Origin of the sequence: Candidatus Odyssella thessalonicensis L13 (assembly GCF_000190415.1) — a bacterium.
In the GTDB taxonomy this organism is placed as follows: Bacteria; Pseudomonadota; Alphaproteobacteria; order Paracaedibacterales; family Paracaedibacteraceae; genus Paracaedibacter; species Paracaedibacter thessalonicensis.
Genome location: NZ_AEWF01000004.1, coordinates 143857 through 164825, shown reverse-complemented (window position 1 = coordinate 164825; position 20969 = coordinate 143857). Strand labels below are relative to the sequence as shown.

Sequence of the window (20969 nt, the reverse complement as noted above, 5' to 3'; positions counted from 1 at the left end):
AATACTGTTAAGAGGTCTTACCATGTGCACATTTCCGTCTGCTTTGCTTTTTGTGGGGTTATTGGCCACCAGCAGTAGTATAGCTGTCCAACTTCCGACTGTTTCAAATCCCCAGGAAGGCGCTACCCTCGTCTCCGCAGCAAATGAAGGCACCGATGTCAGCAAAGGTAAAAAGCGGATTCTGGATCTCGTGCGTAAAGGAGTGGTGATTATTGACGTCAAGACTTTTGCCAATGTGGAAGCGAATGAGCGGACAACATGGGCAGGCAGTGGCTTTATTGTTGACAAAGAACGGGGCATTATTGCTACCAACAAGCATGTGGCGGGGGATATGACGGTTAGCACTTATACCGTTAAGTTTGCGGATGGCTCTTCGGTGGAGGCGCATCATTTGCCTCTGGCCACTTTAGGAGACTATGCCTTTCTTAAAGTCGACCCCGAAAAATTGCCTAAGGCTGCCATTGCTCTTGAATTCTCGAAGCACCCCATTGCCGTTAATCAAACGGTCTATTCGATGGGCAATTCTGCCCGCGATGAATTCTCGACCTTTAAAGGGACAGTCTACAGCATTTATGATAATCTAGGTCCCTTCGGAGAACAGTCGTTCAGTTTTTCCGGTCTTACGGTTGGCGGTGCGAGTGGATCACCAATTTTTGATGATGAAGGTAAAGTTGTCGGGATTGTTTATGGCGGTAAATTTACCTCTGGGTCTGGCCTCCCTGCAAGCTATTTAATTGATGCGCTGGAGGTCATTAAGCAGGGGAAACTTCCTCAAATCTGGAGCACCGGCGCCATTCCCGGTTATGGCAGTATCTCAGATTATGAAAAAGCAGGCATCCTGCCGAAAGAGGCTTTAGTAAAATATAAGGAAAAATTTCCAGACGCCCAAAATAAAGTTGCTATTGTTCAGGGAACAGTTAAAGGAACCGCCGCCAGTGCGGCCTTGGAAGCAGGCGATTTAATCTGGTCATTAAATGGAGAAATGGTTGGCCCCCATCTGTATCAATTCGAAAAAAGTATTAACCATAGTAATGGCGCCGACATAACTCTTGAAATTTATCGCGATGGCAAGCTTAAGGAAGTTAAATTAACACCCTATGCTTTGAGCGCGGCTCCTTACCACAAGTTTATCTCCTTTGCCGATACTACCTGGTTTAGCAACAATGAGTTTGTTAATTATTTCTTTGGCGAAAAAGAACAGGGCGTTTTTATTATGGGCATCGGGCAAACTTCTCCTTTTAACGCAATCAGCCGTAATGAGAGTTTTAAACTTCCTTTCTTTATGACGCCAAAGTTATTTGCCATCAAAGCTCTTGACAATAAGCCTATTAAATCTTTAGACGATCTTCAAAAGGCAATTCCAGAGCTGGCGAAGAAGAAAACCTTCTCCATTCGCTATGTTGACTATGTCGGATCCATGGGACTGGGTCAGTATTCCAGTATGGATCGGCAAGAACGTATCGCTATTATTACCTATGAAGGTAAGTTTGATTCTCCTAAACTTTATTCCTTTAATGATAAAACGCTTGAATGGGATGCAAAAGATATTGAATAAAATTGTTCTGGAGAGATTAAAAGCTTTACCCTATCCTAAGGGTACTTTTAACGCTCCAGCAAGAGAAAGTGCATGAGAATCAGAACGGCTGTTTTTCCTGTCGCCGGCTTAGGGACACGCTTCTTACCGGCAACAAAAGCGATCCCTAAAGAAATGCTCACCGTTGGTGACAAGCCACTGATCCAACATGCGGTTGAAGAAGCCAAAGCGGCCGGAATAGAAAGATTTATTTTTATTACATCTCAGGGTAAAACTGCCATTGAAGATCATTTTGATAGCAATCCATTACTCGAGAGAACCTTGGCAGAACGCGGCAACACCAAAGAGCTAGAAAAAGTAAAATCGTCTCAGCTTAGTCCGGGAGACGCTATTTTTATCAGACAGCAGCAGCCTTTGGGACTGGGACATGCTGTCTGGTGCACCCGCCATCTGGTCGGCAATGAACCTTTTGCTTTACTTCTGGCCGATGATATGATTATAGGAGGGGCGCCTTGCACTGCCCAAATGATCAGTGCTTATGAGAAGCTGGGCCGCGGCAATTATACGGCGGTTATGGATGTTGAGCCCCTGCACGTGTCACGGTATGGCATCCTGGACATCGAGAGTGATGATGGCTGGATTGTCAAAGCCAAGCATGTTATTGAAAAGCCTGCCCCGCATCGTAGCCCATCCTGTACTGCCATCGTTGGTCGCTATATTCTTGATCCGATGACTTTTGAATCTATCAATATCCACAACCTGGGCATCTGTAAAGAGATCCAACTAACCGACGCGTTCTATCCCATGATCCAAGCCGGCATCCCATTTTATGGTGTGCGATTTGCAGGTCAACGTTATGACTGTGGCACCAAGGAAGGTTGGCTGGAAGCCAATATAGCCAATGCTTTTGAACGCAATGATCTCCGCGAAAAGCTTCTTACCACCCTCAAGAATTTAAAGATTAGAGAATAAACAACAGTTTCAAGATGAGACCAATACCCCATGACTCAGCACCAATTTAGCCCGCATATTTTGCGAGAATACGACATCCGAGGAACGATCAACCACAATCTGGGGGCCAAGGATGCCTTAGAAATAGGACGGCGTTTTGGGACATGGGTCCGTCAACAAGATCAACATCTAATCTGCCTTGGACGCGATGGCCGTTTATCTTCTCCAGAAATGCATCAGCATTTAACTCAAGGATTAATCGAGGCTGGGATAACTATATTAGATATAGGGGTGGGACCTACCCCCATGCTTTACTTTGCTACCCAAACTCTGCCTGTTTTTGCCGGCATCATGATTACCGGATCTCATAATCCGAAAGATGATAATGGCTTTAAGATCACCTTAAAGGATGGTCCTTTCTTTGGTGACAGTATCCGTAGCCTGGCAAGCCAGCCCTTCCACCGGGCTGAGGTCGCAGGGGAGATCGAACATATTGATGTCCGTGAATTTTATATTGCTCGGCTTTTGCAGGATTATATTCCCGCTAAGAAGCCCTTAAAACTTGCTTGGGATCCAGGCAATGGGGCGGCCGGAGAAATCCTTGAATTTCTCATCCAGCACTTAGAGGGAGAGCATATTATTATCAATAGTACAATTGATGGTAATTTCCCCAATCATCACCCTGATCCTTCGGTTGACAAGAATCTTATGCAGCTACGGCAAGTAATTGAAGAGCATAGCTGTGATGCGGGGATTGCATTTGATGGCGATGCAGACCGGTTAGGAGTCTTAGATCATAAAGGCCGCGCCTTTATGGGTGACCAATTGCTGATAATATTTGCAGATGACATTTTAAAAAACCAACCGGGCGCTAAGATTATTGGCGATGTAAAAACCAGCCAGGCTTTTTATGAAATGATCCCGGCACTGGGGGGACAGGCGCTCATGTGTCGTACCGGCCACTCGTTTGTAAAGATGATGGCCAAGAAAGAAAACGCCCCTCTGGCAGGGGAAGTAAGTGGCCATCTATTCTTTGCTGACAGATATTATGGGTATGATGATGCGCTGTATGGAGCGATTCGCTTTATCAATATCCTTCAGAATTCTGAGCAAAGCTGTGCTGAGATCTATGATGGTCTACCCAAGTATCATTCCACCTCAGAATTAAGAATTGATTGTCCAGACGAAATTAAGTTTCAAATCATTGAAGAGATGAAGAAAGATTTCCAAAGACAGAATATTAATTTTTCAGATATTGATGGCCTACGCTACAGTGATGACAATGGGTGGTGGTTAATCCGTGCTTCCAATACTCAGCCAGCATTGGTGGGACGCTGCGAATCAAAGACCGCTGCGGGGCTTGAACAGCTCCAGCAGAATCTAAGGTTGCATTTAAATAAATTCTTCAGCATCGATGCTCTTGGCTAATCTTAAGCTGCCGCGTCGCTGACAAGGCGCCGGCCTTTTAAAGTTTATATAAAGAGGGACTGCGGAATGACCAACCTAAGAAAGTCCTACTTCTTTCTAAGAGGCTAGTCCTTCTTACTGCTACACCTCTCTTGACATTGACGCTTCCTTTGCAAACAGTTCATTTTCTCAGTTAAACTGTCGCTATTCTTCTGGCAGATTAAGAAACGCGCTTCACAGTCAACGCAACATTTGACGTCTTTTTCAACAGGACAAACATTGCTAGCAAGAATAATTAAGAAAGAGGGAATAACCATAATTATTCTCCGTGTTAAACACCCTTTATCAAAAAATTAGGTCAGGAAGAATAAAAGTCCATATTAAAAACGCAAAGACACTAAAAAATAAGACATTGATTTTCATAAGATTTCTAAAACAAAATCTGTAATCCAAGGATTTTTTTCAATTTTCCCCTTGCGATTTGGGTTAAGAATGTCCATCTTTTTGTTATCAAAGAATATATAAGATTTTAAAAAAATGAAAGATTGGGCTAACACTATTATATCTATCAAAGACTTACCTTCTCAAATTCCTTTATTTATGGTGCGGGGAGCTATTCTTTTACCTAAAGCTCATCTACCGCTACCTGTTTTTGATTCGTCGCATTTGGCAATGATTAGCGACTGTATGACCAGTAACAAGCTATTAGGATTAATCCAACCGAGCGCCAGTTTACGCGGCAAAACTGACTTAGATCGGCTAGGTCTGTTCGAAACTGGCTGTCTTGCTAAAATAGTCGATGTTGTGGAGCATGAAGAAAATAAACTGATAGCAGAGTTAGAAGGAGTCATGCGGTTCCGCCTACTTGAGCAGAAAGAAAGTGAGAGCGGTTATCCGATTGCAACCGTGGATTATGAACCCTATGCCAGCGATCTTATAGAAGAAGTGGATTTTCAGATGGACCGTCCCCGCTTACTGCGGGCCTTAAAGCCTTACTTTGATCGTCTTGACATTGCCCCCAACTGGGATGAAATAAATAAAACCTCAAACCATAAATTATTGACAGCCTTATCAATGGCATGCCCCTTGCCACCATCAGAAAAACAGGCTTTACTAGAAACAGAGTCTATCCAGGAACAGTCACAAATGATTACCATGTTAATTGAAATGGCTGCTCTGGGGGGCGCGAATGAGAATACAACCTATCATTGAGGATAAAACGGTGGGTATTGCGGTCGATCCCAAATTACTTGAAATATTAGTTTGCCCTTTAACCAAGACGACTTTGACTTATGATCGTCAAAATAATCGCTTAATTAGTGAAGCGGCGGGCCTTGCTTATCCTATAGTTAAGGGAGTACCGATTATGCTGATTGATGAGGCGGAAATTGTTGATGAAGCCAAAGCGCAGGAGTTCAAAGACATGTTTAATAAGGATTGCCAATGAGTCATGCTCATCTTACCGTCACTCCCTGGCCCACCAATATCCGCCTTTTAAAAAAAGAGCGTATTTTAGAAGTTGAATTTGATGATGGCACCCTTTTCAGGCTCACAGCAGAATACTTGAGAGTAGAAAGCCCCTCCGCTGAGGTTCAAGGTCATGGCAGTAGCCAGAAGAAGATCATTTCTGGCTGCCAAAATGTAGCTATTAATCAGATTGAATCGGTGGGAAATTACGCCATTCGCATCCATTTTAATGACAATCATTCGACCGGCATTTACACTTGGGCTTATCTTTATGATCTGGGGCGTAAGAACAGTGAGAACTGGTCTCGCTATCTTATCATGCTGAAATCCATGGGATTGGCTCGGTAACTCTTGATTTAAGCCCAACATTTCCTTGTTGAAAACTTTACCCCTTGCGAACAGCATTTACAATAATTAAGCGATCCGTCATAGCGTGATCAGAAGCGATTTATAGGAGCCTCCAGTACCAGCTTCTTTTTTCTCACTCCTTGTTAGCTTTAAAAGATTGACAAACCTTTGCTAAATCCTCTGGGGTATCGACACTCTGGGGCATCGCCTCAACTAAAACCACCTCAATGTGCATACCTGATTCCAATGCCCGCAACTGCTCTAATTTTTCCGTCCTTTCTAAGTACGAAGGGGGCAAAGCCACAAAGGTTTCTAGGGAGCTGCGGCGATAGGTATAAAGGCCAATATGGTGATAATAAGTACTGGCATTGGCTGGGACAGGGAGTCGACTAAAATACACCGCGCGGCTAATATCAGCGCCGTGCTTGCTTTGCCACTCAGATAAAGCAATCTTGACCACATTGGGGTTATGGATTTCAGCAAGGTCCTCAATTCGACAACATAAAGTAGCAATGTCGACCTTGGAATCTTGTAACGGTGCCAGAGAAGCACGGATTAGCGTCGGATCAATGGTTGGTAGATCCCCTTGCAGGTTAATGACAACATCGTAATTTGCTTGTGGGTCAAATTGACGCAGTGCCGCCACAATACGATCACTTCCAGACGGCAATTCCGGATCCGTCTCAATGGCGATACCGCCTGCCTGTCTGACAATCTCGGCAATCCCTGCGCCACAACAAGCCACAATAACGGGGCCTAATGCTGTTTTTTGAGCTTGCTCTAGCACTCGCACAATCATAGGCTTACCGTGAATATCAGCTAAAGGTTTATTTGCTAACCTTGTGGAAGCTAAGCGCGCCGGAATAACAATAATAGGTTGCGTCATTTTTAAGTTAGTGTTTATAGAAATCTATGATTCTGTTATATAATCCTTGAATCCCCATTGGCAAATGGAATCAATTGCGATTATAATTGTTTCAAGGATAGCTAAAATTTCTGGAAAATTTATGAATAGCTTTGAGTTTAATAAGATCGCGGGAGCTATATTGTTTGCTCTTATTGTCTCCATGTTAGGAAGCCTCATGAGTGATGGTTTAATGCATCGCGATCAGCTGCAAAAAAATATTATTGAGATTGATATGGCCCCTGCAGCAGGGGGAGCTACGCCAGAAAAAAAAGAGCTAGCCCCTATTACGCCGCTATTAGCAAAAGCAAACATCGAAAATGGCGCAGCTTTAGCAAAAAAGGTATGTGCTCAATGCCATGTATTTGCTAAAGGAGCCGCCGCATTACCGACGGGGCCCGATCTGTGGGGTGTTGTCGGCAGAGGCCGTGGCAGCACTGAATTTGCTTATTCGAAAGCCATGAAAGAGCTGGGTGGAAATTGGGATATTGAGACAATTAACCAATTTATCCATAAGCCGAAAGAATTTTTGAGTGGAACAAAAATGTCCTTTGCGGGACTTAAAAAAGACGAAGATCGGGCGGATGTAATCGCTTATCTGCAAACCCTTAAGGATTAAACTGGATGGAGTCAGCTTCTGCAAGAGATGGAAGTCTAAAATGTCCCTATAGTCGGCACTTTGGCACCCCTTCTCCTGGCACCTGGCACTCTAATCTTGCTAAGAGCTTCCTTCTTCTTCTCGCGTTAAGCCCCGTCTTCTGTCTGCCAGCGTGCGCAGAAATGCCGTCCCCATCCGCGCCGCCAGGAATCAAAGCGCAAGGCCTGTCGACCTTTGGAACGCGCAAGTATGCCGATGGCTTTAAGCATCTTGATTATGTTAATCCTCACGCCCCCAAAGGCGGACAGTTACATTTAAGTGCGCTGGGAACATTTAACAGCTTTAATCCTTTTATTGTTAAGGGAGATTATCCGGCAGGTATTGGCTTAATCTTTGCGAAGCTGATGGAAGAGACCACAGATCGAGCCGGGGAAACTTATTCCTACGTGGCCGAAAGCGTTGAAGTCGCTCCTGACCGCAGCTCTATCATTTTTAATCTTAATCCTAAAGCTCAGTTTGATGATGGTGTTAAAATCACCGCGGATACTGTCATTTGGTCCTTTAACACTTTGAAGGATAAAGGAAGTCCGATGTTTCGGACGTATTATAAGAACGTCACCAAAGTAGAAAAGCTGTCAGAGCATCAAATTAAATTCCATCTGGATGGCACTAAAAACGCTGAACTGCCTGTAATTCTAGGACAAACATTCATTCTCCCCAAACATTTTTATGAGAAAGTCGATTTCAGTTCAACGTCCTTGCACATCCCGCCGTCAAGTGGACCCTACCGCATCAAATCGTTTGATGCCGGGCGCACAATCATTTACGAGCGTGTTAAAAACTGGTGGGCAAGCCAGATACCGAGCCAGATAGGCAAGAATAACTTTGATGAAATTTGCTTCGAATTTTTCTTAGATGTCACCTCACAATTTGAAGCTTTCAAGAGTCAACGCATCGATCTTCGTGTTGAGGGCAGTATTAAAACATGGAATACAGAATATAATTTTCCCGCCGTTAAGCAGGGCTGGATCATTCGCGAAGAATTGGCCCATGAGCATACTGAGCCTACGTATGGGTTTTTCTTCAATCTTCGGCGCCCCCTTTTTCAAGATGCTAAAATCCGTGAAGCATTAACCATTATGTATAACTTTGAAGGGCTTAATAAACGCCTTTTTTACAATGCTTACCGTCGCAATCTTAGCTATTTTCCCAACTCTTGCTTTGCCGCCCGGGATTTGCCCTCGACCCAAGAGCTGGAGGTGCTGCTGCCGCTGAAGCAGCAGATCCCTGAAAGAGTTTTTTCACAACCTTTCACTCTTCCTAGTAAACAGGATGCACATGACCTGCGGGCGACCATGAGTAAAGCCATTAAATTGTTTGAGGAGGCTGGATGGCATATTAAAGGCGGCCGCATGGTAAACAAGCAGACAAACGCCCCTTTTACCTTTGAACTCCTTATCGATGACAAATCCAAAGAAAAGCTATGTATGCCTTATGTCGATGTTATAGAACGGATTGGCATTAAAGCCAGCGTCCGCTCCATCGACAAAGCAGCTTATACACAAAAAGTCGACAATAAAGACTTCGACATCATCTTGGATTCTATCCTTCAAAGTAATTCCTTAGGCAATGAACAGCGAGACTTCTTTGGATCAGCCCGCGCTGATAGTCCGGGCACATTCAATTATGCAGGTATAAAGGATCCGATTATTGATAAGGTTATTGAGCAGATGATCCAATCAGAGTCTTATCCGCAACTGTGCCAACGTGCCCGCGCTCTCGATCGCCTTTTACTGTGGGGATTTTATATGATCCCGGCGTGGCATAAAGGCGCAATTTTCGTAGCCTATTGGGACAAATTTGGTCATCCGCAAACTTCCTCCAAATTTAGTCCTTTCAATATTCAGACCTGGTGGTATGATGAGCAAAAAGCACAGAGTCTGAAAAATAGGATGACCAAATCTTCAACCTCCAGTTTCTTCGCCACTGTCTTAGGGCATATAAAAAGAATATTCAGCTAACAGGATTTAAATGGCTTCCTATATTTTAAAAAGACTGTTCCTTATTATTCCCACATTATTGGGAATCATGCTTATCAATTTTATTATTGTGCAATCGGCGCCTGGCGGTCCCATTGAACAGATCATCTCCAAGGTTCGCGGCCAAGCGGGTGATGCTGAATCTCGTCTTTCTGGCGGCTCAGAAATGGGCAGCCATGCTGAACAAATGGGGAGCCATGACTCTATTTATCGTGGTGCCCAAGGCATTGATCCAGAGTTTATTAAGGAATTAGAGAAGCAATTTGGCTTTGATAAGCCGCTGCATGAACGTTTCCTAAAAATGATTAAAGATTATAGCTGCCTTGATTTTGGTAAAAGCTATTTCCGCGATACACCTGTCATAACTTTAATCCAGCAAAAACTCCCGGTATCAATTTCTTTAGGATTATGGACAACATTGCTGATTTATTTGATCTCAATTCCTTTAGGGATTCGTAAAGCGGTACGGGATGGGAGCAAATTTGACGTGTGGACCAGCGCTATCATTGTTATCGGTTATGCGATTCCTAGCTTTTTATTTGCCCTATTCTTAATTCTGTTCTTTGCTGGCGGCAGCTATTTTACGTGGTTTCCGCTTAAGGGTTTGGTATCTGAGGGATGGTCACAATTTAACTGGCTCCAGAAGATAACTGACTACCTTTGGCATATTATCTTGCCGGTGACAGCTATGGTTATTGGCGGCTTTGCCAAGCTCACATTATTGACTAAGAATTCATTTCTTGAAGAAATTAATAAGCAATATGTTTTAACAGCTCGCGCCAAAGGGTTATCCGAGAGGACAGTGCTCTACGGCCACGTTTTTCGCAATGCAATGCTGATCGTCATTGCCGGCTTCCCTGCCGCTTTTATCAATATATTCTTCACCTCCTCCCTTTTAATTGAGTTCCTATTCTCTCTGGATGGTTTAGGCTACATGGGATTTGAAGCTGCTCTCAGCCGTGACTATCCCTTGATGTTTGGAACCTTATTTATTTACACCTTAATTGGGATGGTCCTGCAATTGGTTGGAGATTTGACTTATATGTTAGTGGACCGACGTATTGACCTATCAGCAACCCGAGGATAATTATGACGCTCACCCCCTTGACACGCCGGCGTATTGCCCAGTTTAAGAAGAATCGGCGCGGTTATTATTCTCTGATCATTTTTATGATTATTTTCTTAATAACCAGCTGCGCTGAATTTATTGCAAATGATAAGCCGTTAGTGGTGTATTTTGATGGCCATTTCTATAGTCCCGTCCTTAAAAGTTATCCCGAAACCCATTGGGGAGGCGTTTTTGAAACGGAGACTAATTACCGCGACCCGGTGGTGAAAGAGCTGATTTCAGCCAAGGGATGGTATCTATTCCCTCCGATTGCCTATAGCTTCAATACAGTCAATTACGATCTTACTGTTCCCGCTCCCGCGCCGCCTTCGCAAGATAACTGGTTAGGAACAGATGACCAAGGCCGCGACTTACTCGCGCGACTAATTTATGGCAGCCGTATTTCCATTTGGTTTGGTTTAATTTTAACTGTATTTGCCATGCTGATTGGTATTGTTGTGGGCGGGCTGCAAGGATATTTTGGGGGTAAAGTTGACCTCTATGTACAGCGCTTTATTGAGATCTGGTCGGGCCTGCCTATCCTTTATCTGCTGATGATTTTATCAAGCATGGTCCAGCCAAACTTTTGGTGGCTATTGGGGATTATGCTGCTTTTTGGTTGGATGAACTTAGTTGCGGTGGTGCGGGCAGAATTCTTCCGAACTCGCTCCCTTGATTATGTCCGCGCCGCTGAAGCTTTGGGGGTTGCCAACAGGCGCATTATGATACGCCATATTCTTCCCAACGCTATGGTGGCCACCATTACCTATCTGCCGTTCATTATTAACGCCTCTATTACCACCTTAACATCCTTAGACTTTTTAGGGTTTGGGCTGCCCCCGGGATCCCCCTCTTTAGGGGAGTTAATCACCCAAGGAAAAAATAATGTGAATGCCCCCTGGTTGGTATTGGCGGGCTTTACCTCTTTAGCAGTTATCTTGAGCCTGCTTGTTTTTATTGGGGAAGCGATCCGAGATGCATTTGATCCGAGAAAGGTAGTCGCCTAATGACCCTGCTCACCGTTAATGACCTAAGTGTTCGCTTTACTAACCAAGAAAATACTCCGGCTGATGTTGTACGCCATGTTTCTTTCTCTCTTGATCGGGGCAAAACGCTAGCCTTGGTTGGGGAAAGCGGTTCGGGTAAATCTGTCAGCGCCCTATCCATTATGGGCCTCCTGCCTTATCCTATGGCAAGCCATCCCACAGGGTCCGTTCAATTTGACAATGTCGAGCTTCTGAACCGTGGTGAGGATTTCCTGCGTCCGTATCGTGGCAACCAGATTGGCATGATTTTTCAAGAACCGATGACCGCCTTAAATCCTTTACATACGGTGGGACAACAGATTGGCGAGTCCTTGAGCGTTCATACGCCGTTAACCCCTGAGCAGATCCGGTGCCGGATTATTGAGCTGTTGCATCTGGTAGGTTTTGCCGATGGCGAGGATCGTCTCACAGCTTATCCCCATCAGTTATCAGGCGGACAACGTCAACGGGTGATGATCGCTATGGCACTCGCCTGTGAGCCTAAGTTACTGATTGCGGATGAACCAACTACGGCTCTTGATGTCACGATTCAAGCCGGCATTATTGATCTGCTTAAATCATTGCAGCAACAATTTAATATGGCCGTCCTCTTAATTAGTCATGATTTAAGTATGGTTGCAAAAATAGCAGATTCAATTGCCGTCATGAAAAACGGTGAAATTGTTGAAAGTGGGCCTACTACCCAGATTCTTCAGAGCCCCCAGCATGTTTACACTCAAAAATTAATTGCTGCTGAGCCTTCAGGGGCTCCACTTACGATCCCGCACGAAGAGATTATTCTTAGAGCAGAGGATATTCAGGTCGAATTTAAGCGCCCTGCTCCATGGTTCTGGCAAAAGGCAAAGCTGTTTCCCGCCGTCAAAGGTGTGTCCGTGCACCTGAAACGCGCCGAGACGCTAGGAATTGTCGGGGAAAGCGGCAGTGGCAAGAGCACCCTTGTGTATGCGTTACTCCGCTTACTGCCCAGCACAGGCAAAATTGTTTTTTGTGGTCAGCCATTAGACGCAATGACCATGAAACAAATGCGACCTTTAAGAAACCGGCTCCAGATTATTTTTCAGGATCCTTTTAGCTCTCTAAATCCACGGCTATCAATCAGCCAAATTATTGCCGAAGGTCTAGAAGTCCATTCAACTCTGTCGGCAGCAGAGATCGAGGCAGAAGTTATCAGTATTCTTAAGGAAGTTGGCCTTCCCGAAGAAGCTCGCCATCGCTACCCGCACGAGTTTTCTGGAGGACAACGCCAACGGATTGCCATTGCCCGGGCGCTAATTCTTAAACCCGAAATTCTTATTCTGGATGAACCGACCTCAGCTTTAGATCGCTCTATTCAAGCTGATGTTATCCATTTATTACGCAATTTACAGGCAAAGTATAATCTGTCTTATTTGTTTATTAGCCATGACTTAAAAGTGATTAAAGCCATGAGCCATCGCATTATGGTCATGAAAGATGGACAGGTCGTCGAACACGGCAACGCTGAGCAGATTATCAGCAACCCTGAATCTGATTATGCCAGAAAACTGATTAAAGCTGCTTTCGGCAAATAAAATAGAGCCCCCTCAACTTTGAGGGACGATAACTCTTAAGTTTTTAAGTAAAACAAAGAATAAATATCTCTTTGACGCAATAAAAGGTTGTGAAAAAAGCGACTTTTGTCCATAATTCGCTTATGAGTGTTGTCATTCCTCTTCTTTATGATAAAAATTGTGTCTCCTCTCCACCGTTGCAAGTTGTTTCTGAGTTTCAACCTGCAGGTGATCAACCCCAAGCTATCATTGAATTAACTGAGGGGGTTATCAAAGGGGAAAAAGACCAGGTTTTATTAGGTGTGACGGGTTCAGGTAAAACCTTTACCATGGCCCATGTTATTGCTAACACTCAAAAGCCGACGATCATTCTGGCGCCCAATAAAACATTGGCTGCGCAACTGTATGCGGAAATGCGGGAATTTTTCCCCCATAATGCTGTTGAGTACTTCGTTTCCTATTATGACTATTATCAACCTGAAGCTTATGTAGCCCGGACCGACACCTATGTTGAAAAGGAAGCGTCGATTAATGAGCAAATCGATCGCATGCGCCACTCGGCCACCCGGGCTTTATTAGAGCGCCGCGACGTTATTATTGTTGCCAGTGTCTCGTGTATTTATGGTATTGGGGGCGTGGAAACCTACAGCGGTATGATTCTACCGTTAAAGGTGGGTCAGTATATTCAGCGCAATGAAGTCCTGCGCAAGCTCACTGAGATCCAATATAAACGCAATGATCTCTCCTTTGTACGCGGCACCTTTCGGGTGCGCGGCGATATTCTGGAGATATTTCCCTCCCACTATGAGGACAGAGCCTGGCGGATTAGTTTCTTTGGCGATGATATTGAATCGATCACCGAGATAGACGCCTTAACTGGCGAGAAGTTTGCCAGTTTAGAGCAAATCCGTGTTTTTGCCAATAGCCACTACGTTACCCCGGGGCCCACCATGGAACAAGCCATTAAAGGGATCCATTTTGAGTTGGAGCAAAGGTTAAAGGAATTTCATACTCAGAATAAACTACTCGAAGCCCAACGCTTAGAACAACGAGTCAAATTTGACATAGAGATGATGGCCGCCACAGGCACCTGTCCTGGCATTGAAAATTATTCCCGCTATTTAACGGGTCGCGCTCCTGGAGAGCCACCTCCTACTTTATTTGAGTATATTCCGCCCGATGCTCTGTTAATTATCGACGAAAGCCATGTTACCATCCCGCAATTGCATGGCATGTATAAAGGGGACCGAGCCCGCAAACAAACCTTGAGTGAGTATGGGTTCCGCTTACCTTCGTGTGCCGACAATCGCCCCTTAAAATTTGAGGAGTGGGAAGCTTTACGCCCTCAAACCGTTTTCGTGTCGGCAACGCCCGGCCCCTGGGAACTTGAAAAGACTCAAGGCGTCTTCGCCGAGCAAATCATTCGCCCGACCGGTCTTATTGATCCCGTTTGCGTGGTTCGACCCAGTGAGCATCAAATTGATGATTTAATTGCTGAGTGTAAAGCTGCCATCAGCCAAGGCATGCGGATACTGGTGACAACTTTAACTAAAAAAATGGCTGAAGCTTTAAGTGAGTATCTCAACGAAGCAGAGCTAAAAGTCCGGTATATGCACTCAGACATCGAAGTCTTAGAGCGTATCGAAATTATTCGCGACTTGCGCTTAGGTGTATTTGATATCTTGATTGGTATCAATTTATTACGCGAAGGCCTTGATATCCCGGAATGTGGTCTGGTAGCCATTTTGGATGCTGATAAAGAGGGCTATTTACGCTCAAGAACCTCTCTCATCCAGACCATTGGACGCGCTGCCCGTAATGTCAATGGTAAAGTTATTTTATATGCTGATCGTATCACCCGCTCTATGCAAGAAGCGTTGACAGAAACAAACCGGCGTCGGGAAAAACAGCAAGCTTACAATACGGCACATGGCATTACTCCGGCTTCTGTTAAAAAGAATATCAAAGATGTGATCCAGAGTGTCTATGAAGCTGACCATTTAACGGTCGACATTGATACGGAGACCAAAGAGATGACCGGTCGCACGCTTGAGTCATATATTAAAGAGGTGGACAAGCGCATGCGCGAGGCGGCTGCAAACCTGGAATTTGAAGAAGCAGCGCGTCTGCGAGATGAGCTGAAAACACTAGAAGCCAAACAGTTAGGCATAGAAGCCCCAACCTTTTCCAAGCCCCAACCCCGTGGCAAGCGCCGCCGCTAATGGGCCGCTCTAGGCCCTACCTTCCCTTAAAAGATTCCCCCTATTTCAGAACACTTCATTAAGACTTCCTCCCCCATTAATATTTCTGACTGCTTTGATCAGACTTGGCACGCTTATTGCTACGATTTAAATGACAGCAATGGAGGAGTCAGACTTATGGTTCTCAGTGTTCCCGTACAACGATCAGCAACAGTTGCTTTATCCTTACAAGAAAACTTGCATTCACAACTTGATGTCACGGCGTCAAATTTAGCCAATAGCACGACAAGCGGATTTAAAAAACTTTTCGCCGAGTCCCGTGAAGCAAAATATAATTTAGGGACCAGTGGCGATCTTTCTTATGTTACGCCCGTCAATATAAAAAGGGACTTCTCAGCAGGAGCTTTAAAACAAACCCGTAATACCTATGACCTGGCAATTTCCGGGGACGGCTTTTTTCAGATTGCGGGGGGCAAGTTAACACAAAATGGACAATTTCAATTAGACAATCAAGGTAAAATAATTACCCCTACAGGCGAGCCTCTCTTAAATGATGGCGGCAGTGAACTTGTTATTCCTCTTGAATCAAAGTATGTCCACATCAGTAACAATGGCACCATTAGCAATCAAAACGGCGCGATTGGGAAGGTTGGGTTATTTACGGTCACCAATAAAGATAGTCTTCAATATACTAAAGATGGCTATTATGTTAGCAACGAGGACCTTATTCCTGCTGCCAATGCAGATATTTATCAAGGTTTCTTAATGGATTCAAATGTGAATGCCATCGAGGAAACCATTAAACTTATTGAAATACAGCGGCGATATGAACACGCCGAAAAGATTCTTAAAGAAAGTTATTCACTTGCAAAGGATGTTGTTAACGTTTCAGCAAGTACTAGTATGTAAAAATTTAATTAAATTGAGGTAAAACCATGTCATTAACCCATGCACTAAATATTGCAAAAACAGGTTTGCATTTACAAGAAACCAATATCGCCGTTAAATCTCAGAACTTGGCGTCTCAAGGCGTTGATGGATTTAAGCGTCAGTATTTGGTGGCGCAGGACTTAGGCTACCAAGATAAAGCATTAGCTGGTATCCAAACCTCTAATAATAACACTTTCTCTGCTTTGGGATTACCGATTGGCTTGGGTGTTATGCCCGCTGGAATCTACCGGTCTTTTGAACAAGGGGACCTTATTTCCACCGGCGAAGCATTGGACTTGGCGATTACAGGGGATGGATTTTACCAGATCCAGCTTCCCGACGGCACATTAGGCTACACACGTACCGCCACCTTTCAAAAAGACGCCCAAACCGGTCAGCTTGTCACCATTGAAGGTTATGCTTTACAGCCAGCAATCACAATTCCGATCGATGCCACTGATCTCCAGGTTTCCAATGATGGCATTGTTTCCGTAAAAACGGCGGGGCAAACTGCTTATCAGGTGATCGGACAACTCCAACTAAGCCGCTTTATCAACCCCAATGGGCTGCGGGCTATTGGTAAGAATGTCTTCGCCGAAACTAATGGCTCTGGTGCCCCCCAAATAGCTAACCCGGGTCTCCAAGGAAATGGGACAATCATGCAAGGCTATCGCGAAGGCTCCAACGTTAACTCCGTTGAAGAAATCACTGACTTAGTTAAGATTCAACATGCCTATGAGCAGTTAACAAAAGTGATCACCACCAGCGATGCAATGTTTGATGCCAGCATTCGTATGATTAATTAATAAGGAGATATGGTAATGAGAGTTTTTATTGCACTTGGATTAGCGGTATCTCAAGGCTGGGCAACACCTGCTCCTTTTTCTGCCTTAGATGTTGCCAAAGCTTTAAAAGTTCACCTTCAAGATAAGGTTAACTTTTCAGGAGACTTTGATGTTAGCTTAACGTCGAACCAGCTTTCCATTCCCCATGATCAAGAAGATGATAAGCTGGTGTTAGAAGAGGTTCAGTTTAACCAGGACCAAAAAAGCTTCCAAGCCCTTATGGCCATCGCCAATGCCGACAATAAAACTCGCTTAAAGGTTATCGCTGGAAAAGTGGAGCCCTTAACAGAGGTGCCAATGCTCACCCGTGCTATTGGTCCAGGTGAAGTCATTGAAGAGGCAGACATTACCTGGCAAAAATTACCGAGTGGGCGTTTATCACAGAACTTTATTCTCAAAAAAGAAGACATTATCGGACAGACTGCTAAAAATCGGATTTTACAGCCAGGGCTGCCCGTCAGTCGCTATGATGTAAGAGCGCCGATCGTTATCAAACGGGGCGATCCCGTGACAATAGCATACCGAACCGAGAACATGCTGTTGACGACCACGGCTACTGCCGAAAGAGATGCCGCTTCTGGAGAAGTTGCCCGTTTTAAAATCGGCAAGAATAACAAGGTCATTCAGGCCCGTGTTCTTGGTCCCAATAAAGCTGAAATTAGACCTGTGGAATTTTAATGATGAGAGCCTATAATCTTCTCCTTCTCGCAACTGTTACCTTGAGCCTGAGCGGCTGCAATCTAGCGGAACGGTTATCAGGTGTCGGGGAACCGCCGCAACTGAGCCAAGTTCAAAATCCCTCGCTGATGGCCGATTATAAACCTGTTACAATGCCGATGCCTCTGCCCGAAGCACAACCGCAAAATAGTAGCTCCTTATGGCAAACAGGATCGCGCGCCTTTTTTAAGGATCAGCGGGCGGCAAGGGTAGGTGATATTTTAACTGTTAATGTTAATATTAATCACAAGTCGTCCTTAGATGCTAAGGTTGAAGGTGATCGGGATGTGCACCAAAATATAGGAAGCTTAGGAAATGTTTTCGGCCATGAAAATAAATTGAAAAAAATATTTCCTGCGAACGTAGATAAGAGTTCGTTAATTGATTATCAATTCCGTCCCGTTATCAAGACAAAGACCACAACTCAATATGATAATAAGCTCATCCTTAAAATAGCAGCTTCAATTATCGAAGTCTTGCCTAATGGAAATTTGGTTATCCAAGGGCGCCAAGAAGTGCGAGATCGTGGTGAAATGGCAGTAATTGACCTGAAAGGTATTGTGCGGCGTGAAGATATCTCTTCGAGCAATACCATTGACTACTCAAAAATTGCTGAAGCACGCATTGCTCGCTCCACAGTTGGCCAGATCAGCGATTACAATGAAGTTCCTTGGGGCGCAGAAGCACTCAATAAGCTTTCTCCATTTTAAGATATGGATAAGGGAATTAATTTCCCTTATCTTATTCGCTGCTTACCCAATAAACGTCCCGCTACCCTTAAAAATAGCCAAGATCCTCTGATTTTAGAGGATAATGAGGAGCTTGACCTCCTTAAGTATAAAATAAGCTATTCTATTAACTTGAAGAAATTTGTTTAATTCCTATAACTATGTCATCATTAGATGAATAATTATCGCGGAAAATTATATTTATGCTGCTACGACTCCTTCTTATTATAGTTTTCTTAGGACACAGTTTAGCCCATGCTGTGATTGAGTTTAAACAGAACTCGGTTATTGTTGACGATGAAGTGGAAGAACATCTCACCGACTGGATAAGTCAACTTTTTAAAGTTGCTGGCTTAAAAGACCATAAGCCTAAAGTCTACCTGGTCGTCAATCCTGAAATTAATGCTGCTGCTACCACGGGCGGAGTGATTATTATCCAAACCGGCTTAATTGTGCGCTGTGAAAACGCTTCTCAGCTGTTAGGAGTGCTCGCCCATGAAGTTGGGCACATTGCGGGCGGACATGTCTCCCGCCTGGATCAAGCCATGACAGAAGCATTAATTCCGGCAGGCACAGCCCTTATTCTTGGCGGAGCGTTGGCCTTGGCGACAGGCAATCCTTCGCTTCTCGCCGCAGGTATGTATGGCGGAGGTCATGCTTTTGAAAGAAGCATGCTTAAGTTTAGCCGCACCCAAGAATCTTCCGCTGACCAAGCCGCGATGAAATACTTAGATCATCTGGGCTGGGGAGTGGCAGGAATGCGGGACTTTTTTAAAGTGATCGACGAAAAGACAGCCCTGTATGCTCAACAAGTTAGTCCTTATGCACTGTCTCACCCGATGACAAGCGACCGCATTCAAGCCGTTCAAGATCATATCTCTAAAGTACCTGCTCCTGGCCCTTCTGCCACAATAGAAGCTAACTTTCAACGCTTGCGCGGTAAGGTTATTGGCTTCTTTGATCCACCTCGAACGTTATTAAAGCAATTAGATAACAAAAAACTTTCACCCGAAGGTCGCCAATACGCTAAGGCGATTGCTCTTTATCGTTTGGGACGTTATACAGAAGCTTTAGTGGACTTAGACAATTTAATCAAGGCAACAGATAGCGGTTGGTATTATGAGATGAAAGGACAAATCTTATTTGATACTGGTAAAATTGATGAAGCAATTGCAGTTTTAGAAAAGGCTTCACAAAAACGGCCGCGTGCTAAGTATTTAAAGGTCATGCTGGCGCATGCCATTCTTGAGTCTAAGCAATCAAATAAAGAAGCCCGAGCCAAAGCCCTGCTTTTACCCATCACCCAGAAGGATCCAGATAATTCCTTTGCGTGGCGACTCTTAGCCGTTGCCGAAGGTAAAAGCAACAATATGGGCTTAGCGGCTTTGGCCATGGCCGAGGAAGCTTTTTCTAAGGGCGATGAAGACTTTGCTCGCGCCAAGGTCGAGCAAGCTATAAAAAAACTTCCTAAAGGGTCCCCAGGCTACCAACGTGCGTTAGATCTCCAGCAAGATATTGTGAAGAATAAACGCTAATCCTTAACACCTACCTCTTATCTGTCCGCTTCAGATTTACTACGGGGATGAGCCTTAATAAAGGATTGCATTAAATGACGTTGGTCTACTTTTGTATAGATCTGAGTGGACGACAAGCTGGCATGCCCCAGTAATTCTTGAATGGCCCTTAAATCCGCACTCTCTTGCATTAAATGGGTGGCGCAGGAATGCCGCAAAGCATGGGGGGTGACAAAGTCAGGCAAGCCCACACTTTGCCGATAACGGCGCAAAGCTAACTGGGCAACGGCTGCATTTAAGGTTTTACCACGGGCGCCTAAAAATAGAGGTGTTGTGGCAGTAATAGGATAAGGGCAAGCCTTAATATAATTGGCAATGGCTTCCTGTGCGGCTTCAATCAAGGGAATTGTACGCATTTTATTGCCCTTACCAACAACCGTAATATGGTCCTTGGCGTTAACAATATCCCCTTTAAGCGCTAAGGCTTCACTAATGCGCATCCCCGTGGCATACAGCACGGTGAACAGGGCACAATCTCTCAATCCTATCCACGCATCAAGCGCATGGTGTTCTATCGTCGCCACCAACTTTGCGGCCTGATCCAGCGACAAGGGACGCGGCAGACTCTGCTTTAAGCGTGGGGAATCAATTTGTTCCAGAATCGATACTGTGATGCCCTGATGACGCATAAGAAATTTGAAAAAGCTGCGGCAGCTTGAAACGGCGCGAGCTGTGGAACGGGGTGAAAATCCTCGATGCAACCGGTCAGATAGCCAAGACCTTATATCTTTTAAGGTTAACTGTTTAAGGGCATCAGCATCTATCTGGTCCCCTTGGTGCTGCTGAAGAAAGCTAAGGAATTGCTGCAAATCTTGACGGTATCCATTAATGGTATGAGGAGAATATCGTTTTATGGATGCCAGGTAATCAATCCAATGGTTAACAAAATCGCTCATAAAATTGCTCTGCTTTTTCATTATTTAATCGCATGTTACCATAACGACAGCAGGTGTAAAGGCGGGTAAAATTTATACAGTTTTACTAAATTCTTTGATTTCATCATTTTTTTACTTATTCTTGATAAGATCAGGAATAAAATGAAA

At 44.5% G+C, this 20969-nt stretch carries 20 protein-coding genes; 17 read left to right on the top strand and 3 right to left on the bottom strand.

Annotated elements, in window-relative coordinates:
• Positions 1 to 22: 22 nt before the first annotated feature.
• The 3 genes from HMO_RS0107945 to HMO_RS0107935 all read left to right on the top strand — a co-directional run bounded on the left by HMO_RS0107945 (position 23) and on the right by HMO_RS0107935 (position 3913).
• Positions 23 to 1555 (top strand): S1C family serine protease, encoded by a 1533-nt coding sequence (locus tag HMO_RS0107945; protein ID WP_010301113.1) that lies wholly within the window; start codon positions 23 to 25, stop codon positions 1553 to 1555.
• A 72-nt stretch (positions 1556 to 1627) separates the two neighbouring features.
• The gene (locus tag HMO_RS0107940; protein WP_010301111.1) at positions 1628 to 2506 is read left to right on the top strand and encodes a UTP--glucose-1-phosphate uridylyltransferase; all 879 of its coding nucleotides are present in this window, start codon (positions 1628 to 1630) and stop codon (positions 2504 to 2506) included.
• A gap of 30 nt (positions 2507 to 2536) precedes the next feature.
• Positions 2537 to 3913, top strand: coding sequence for a phosphomannomutase/phosphoglucomutase (locus HMO_RS0107935; RefSeq protein WP_010301108.1), 1377 nt, complete (start codon positions 2537 to 2539; stop codon positions 3911 to 3913).
• A gap of 104 nt (positions 3914 to 4017) precedes the next feature.
• Here HMO_RS0107935 and HMO_RS16790 read toward each other — a convergent pair whose 3' ends face one another.
• Positions 4018 to 4209, bottom strand: coding sequence for a hypothetical protein (locus HMO_RS16790; RefSeq protein ID WP_139016859.1), 192 nt, complete (start codon positions 4207 to 4209; stop codon positions 4018 to 4020).
• Between the two features lie 220 nt (positions 4210 to 4429).
• On the opposite strand from HMO_RS16790, the gene HMO_RS0107925 reads away from it, so the two are divergent.
• The 3 genes from HMO_RS0107925 to HMO_RS0107915 are packed head-to-tail and all read left to right on the top strand — an operon-like array spanning position 4430 to position 5707.
• A complete protein-coding gene (locus HMO_RS0107925; RefSeq protein ID WP_010301102.1) occupies positions 4430 to 5104 on the top strand; it encodes an LON peptidase substrate-binding domain-containing protein in 675 nt (224 codons plus the stop codon).
• On the top strand, positions 5082 to 5339 hold the full coding sequence (locus HMO_RS14320) for a Trm112 family protein (protein ID WP_010301100.1): 258 nt from the start codon (positions 5082 to 5084) through the stop codon (positions 5337 to 5339). Before HMO_RS0107925 ends, HMO_RS14320 begins: the two co-directional genes overlap by 23 nt.
• Positions 5336 to 5707 (top strand): gamma-butyrobetaine hydroxylase family protein, encoded by a 372-nt coding sequence (locus HMO_RS0107915; protein WP_010301096.1) that lies wholly within the window; start codon positions 5336 to 5338, stop codon positions 5705 to 5707. Before HMO_RS14320 ends, HMO_RS0107915 begins: the two co-directional genes overlap by 4 nt.
• A gap of 133 nt (positions 5708 to 5840) precedes the next feature.
• Here HMO_RS0107915 and HMO_RS0107910 read toward each other — a convergent pair whose 3' ends face one another.
• A complete protein-coding gene (locus HMO_RS0107910; protein WP_010301092.1) occupies positions 5841 to 6593 on the bottom strand; it encodes a 3-deoxy-manno-octulosonate cytidylyltransferase in 753 nt (250 codons plus the stop codon).
• Positions 6594 to 6714: 121 nt separating this feature from the next.
• Between HMO_RS0107910 and HMO_RS0107905 the strand changes: the two genes are divergently transcribed.
• From HMO_RS0107905 to HMO_RS0107850, 11 genes are all read left to right on the top strand, one after another.
• On the top strand, positions 6715 to 7230 hold the full coding sequence (locus HMO_RS0107905; RefSeq protein WP_029448678.1) for a c-type cytochrome: 516 nt from the start codon (positions 6715 to 6717) through the stop codon (positions 7228 to 7230).
• Between the two features lie 5 nt (positions 7231 to 7235).
• Positions 7236 to 9230 carry an extracellular solute-binding protein gene (locus tag HMO_RS14315; protein ID WP_010301083.1) on the top strand — a complete coding sequence of 665 codons (1995 nt, stop codon included), beginning with the start codon at positions 7236 to 7238 and terminating at the stop codon, positions 9228 to 9230.
• A 10-nt stretch (positions 9231 to 9240) separates the two neighbouring features.
• Positions 9241 to 10335, top strand: a complete 1095-nt coding sequence (locus HMO_RS0107895) for a microcin C ABC transporter permease YejB (protein WP_010301080.1) — start codon at positions 9241 to 9243, stop codon at positions 10333 to 10335.
• A 2-nt stretch (positions 10336 to 10337) separates the two neighbouring features.
• Positions 10338 to 11363, top strand: coding sequence for an ABC transporter permease (locus HMO_RS0107890; protein ID WP_010301077.1), 1026 nt, complete (start codon positions 10338 to 10340; stop codon positions 11361 to 11363).
• Complete coding sequence (locus HMO_RS0107885) at positions 11363 to 12952, top strand: ABC transporter ATP-binding protein (RefSeq protein WP_010301075.1); 1590 nt, start codon at positions 11363 to 11365, stop codon at positions 12950 to 12952. The genes HMO_RS0107890 and HMO_RS0107885 overlap by 1 nt, the downstream gene beginning before the upstream one ends.
• A gap of 122 nt (positions 12953 to 13074) precedes the next feature.
• The gene (uvrB, locus tag HMO_RS0107880; RefSeq protein ID WP_010301072.1) at positions 13075 to 15153 is read left to right on the top strand and encodes an excinuclease ABC subunit UvrB; all 2079 of its coding nucleotides are present in this window, start codon (positions 13075 to 13077) and stop codon (positions 15151 to 15153) included.
• A 156-nt stretch (positions 15154 to 15309) separates the two neighbouring features.
• A complete protein-coding gene (locus HMO_RS0107875) occupies positions 15310 to 16041 on the top strand; it encodes a flagellar hook-basal body complex protein (protein WP_010301069.1) in 732 nt (243 codons plus the stop codon).
• Between the two features lie 26 nt (positions 16042 to 16067).
• Positions 16068 to 16868 carry a flagellar basal-body rod protein FlgG gene (flgG, locus tag HMO_RS0107870; protein ID WP_010301066.1) on the top strand — a complete coding sequence of 267 codons (801 nt, stop codon included), beginning with the start codon at positions 16068 to 16070 and terminating at the stop codon, positions 16866 to 16868.
• 15 nt (positions 16869 to 16883) lie between these two features.
• A complete protein-coding gene (flgA, locus tag HMO_RS0107865; RefSeq protein ID WP_010301063.1) occupies positions 16884 to 17585 on the top strand; it encodes a flagellar basal body P-ring formation chaperone FlgA in 702 nt (233 codons plus the stop codon).
• Positions 17585 to 18334, top strand: coding sequence for a flagellar basal body L-ring protein FlgH (locus tag HMO_RS0107860; RefSeq protein ID WP_010301059.1), 750 nt, complete (start codon positions 17585 to 17587; stop codon positions 18332 to 18334). Before flgA ends, HMO_RS0107860 begins: the two co-directional genes overlap by 1 nt.
• A gap of 221 nt (positions 18335 to 18555) precedes the next feature.
• Positions 18556 to 19887, top strand: a complete 1332-nt coding sequence (locus HMO_RS0107850) for a M48 family metalloprotease (RefSeq protein ID WP_010301052.1) — start codon at positions 18556 to 18558, stop codon at positions 19885 to 19887.
• Between the two features lie 17 nt (positions 19888 to 19904).
• Here HMO_RS0107850 and HMO_RS0107845 read toward each other — a convergent pair whose 3' ends face one another.
• Entirely contained in the window at positions 19905 to 20822 is a 918-nt protein-coding gene (locus tag HMO_RS0107845) for a tyrosine recombinase XerC (RefSeq protein WP_010301048.1), read from the bottom strand.
• Positions 20823 to 20969 lie beyond the last annotated feature (147 nt).

Coding starts and splice junctions, on each gene's coding strand:
- HMO_RS0107890 (WP_010301077.1), top strand. CDS start 10,338: ATGACGCTCACCCCCTTGACACGCCGGCGTATTGCCCAGTTTAAGAAG.
- HMO_RS0107925 (WP_010301102.1), top strand. CDS start 4,430: ATGAAAGATTGGGCTAACACTATTATATCTATCAAAGACTTACCTTCT.
- HMO_RS14320 (WP_010301100.1), top strand. CDS start 5,082: ATGAGAATACAACCTATCATTGAGGATAAAACGGTGGGTATTGCGGTC.
- HMO_RS0107940 (WP_010301111.1), top strand. CDS start 1,628: ATGAGAATCAGAACGGCTGTTTTTCCTGTCGCCGGCTTAGGGACACGC.
- HMO_RS0107895 (WP_010301080.1), top strand. CDS start 9,241: ATGGCTTCCTATATTTTAAAAAGACTGTTCCTTATTATTCCCACATTA.
- flgG (WP_010301066.1), top strand. CDS start 16,068: ATGTCATTAACCCATGCACTAAATATTGCAAAAACAGGTTTGCATTTA.
- HMO_RS0107910 (WP_010301092.1), bottom strand. CDS start 6,593: ATGACGCAACCTATTATTGTTATTCCGGCGCGCTTAGCTTCCACAAGG.
- HMO_RS0107945 (WP_010301113.1), top strand. CDS start 23: ATGTGCACATTTCCGTCTGCTTTGCTTTTTGTGGGGTTATTGGCCACC.
- HMO_RS0107845 (WP_010301048.1), bottom strand. CDS start 20,822: ATGAGCGATTTTGTTAACCATTGGATTGATTACCTGGCATCCATAAAA.
- HMO_RS0107860 (WP_010301059.1), top strand. CDS start 17,585: ATGATGAGAGCCTATAATCTTCTCCTTCTCGCAACTGTTACCTTGAGC.
- HMO_RS16790 (WP_139016859.1), bottom strand. CDS start 4,209: ATGGTTATTCCCTCTTTCTTAATTATTCTTGCTAGCAATGTTTGTCCT.
- HMO_RS0107915 (WP_010301096.1), top strand. CDS start 5,336: ATGAGTCATGCTCATCTTACCGTCACTCCCTGGCCCACCAATATCCGC.
- HMO_RS0107885 (WP_010301075.1), top strand. CDS start 11,363: ATGACCCTGCTCACCGTTAATGACCTAAGTGTTCGCTTTACTAACCAA.
- flgA (WP_010301063.1), top strand. CDS start 16,884: ATGAGAGTTTTTATTGCACTTGGATTAGCGGTATCTCAAGGCTGGGCA.
- uvrB (WP_010301072.1), top strand. CDS start 13,075: ATGAGTGTTGTCATTCCTCTTCTTTATGATAAAAATTGTGTCTCCTCT.
- HMO_RS14315 (WP_010301083.1), top strand. CDS start 7,236: ATGGAGTCAGCTTCTGCAAGAGATGGAAGTCTAAAATGTCCCTATAGT.
- HMO_RS0107850 (WP_010301052.1), top strand. CDS start 18,556: ATGCTGCTACGACTCCTTCTTATTATAGTTTTCTTAGGACACAGTTTA.
- HMO_RS0107905 (WP_029448678.1), top strand. CDS start 6,715: ATGAATAGCTTTGAGTTTAATAAGATCGCGGGAGCTATATTGTTTGCT.
- HMO_RS0107935 (WP_010301108.1), top strand. CDS start 2,537: ATGACTCAGCACCAATTTAGCCCGCATATTTTGCGAGAATACGACATC.
- HMO_RS0107875 (WP_010301069.1), top strand. CDS start 15,310: ATGGTTCTCAGTGTTCCCGTACAACGATCAGCAACAGTTGCTTTATCC.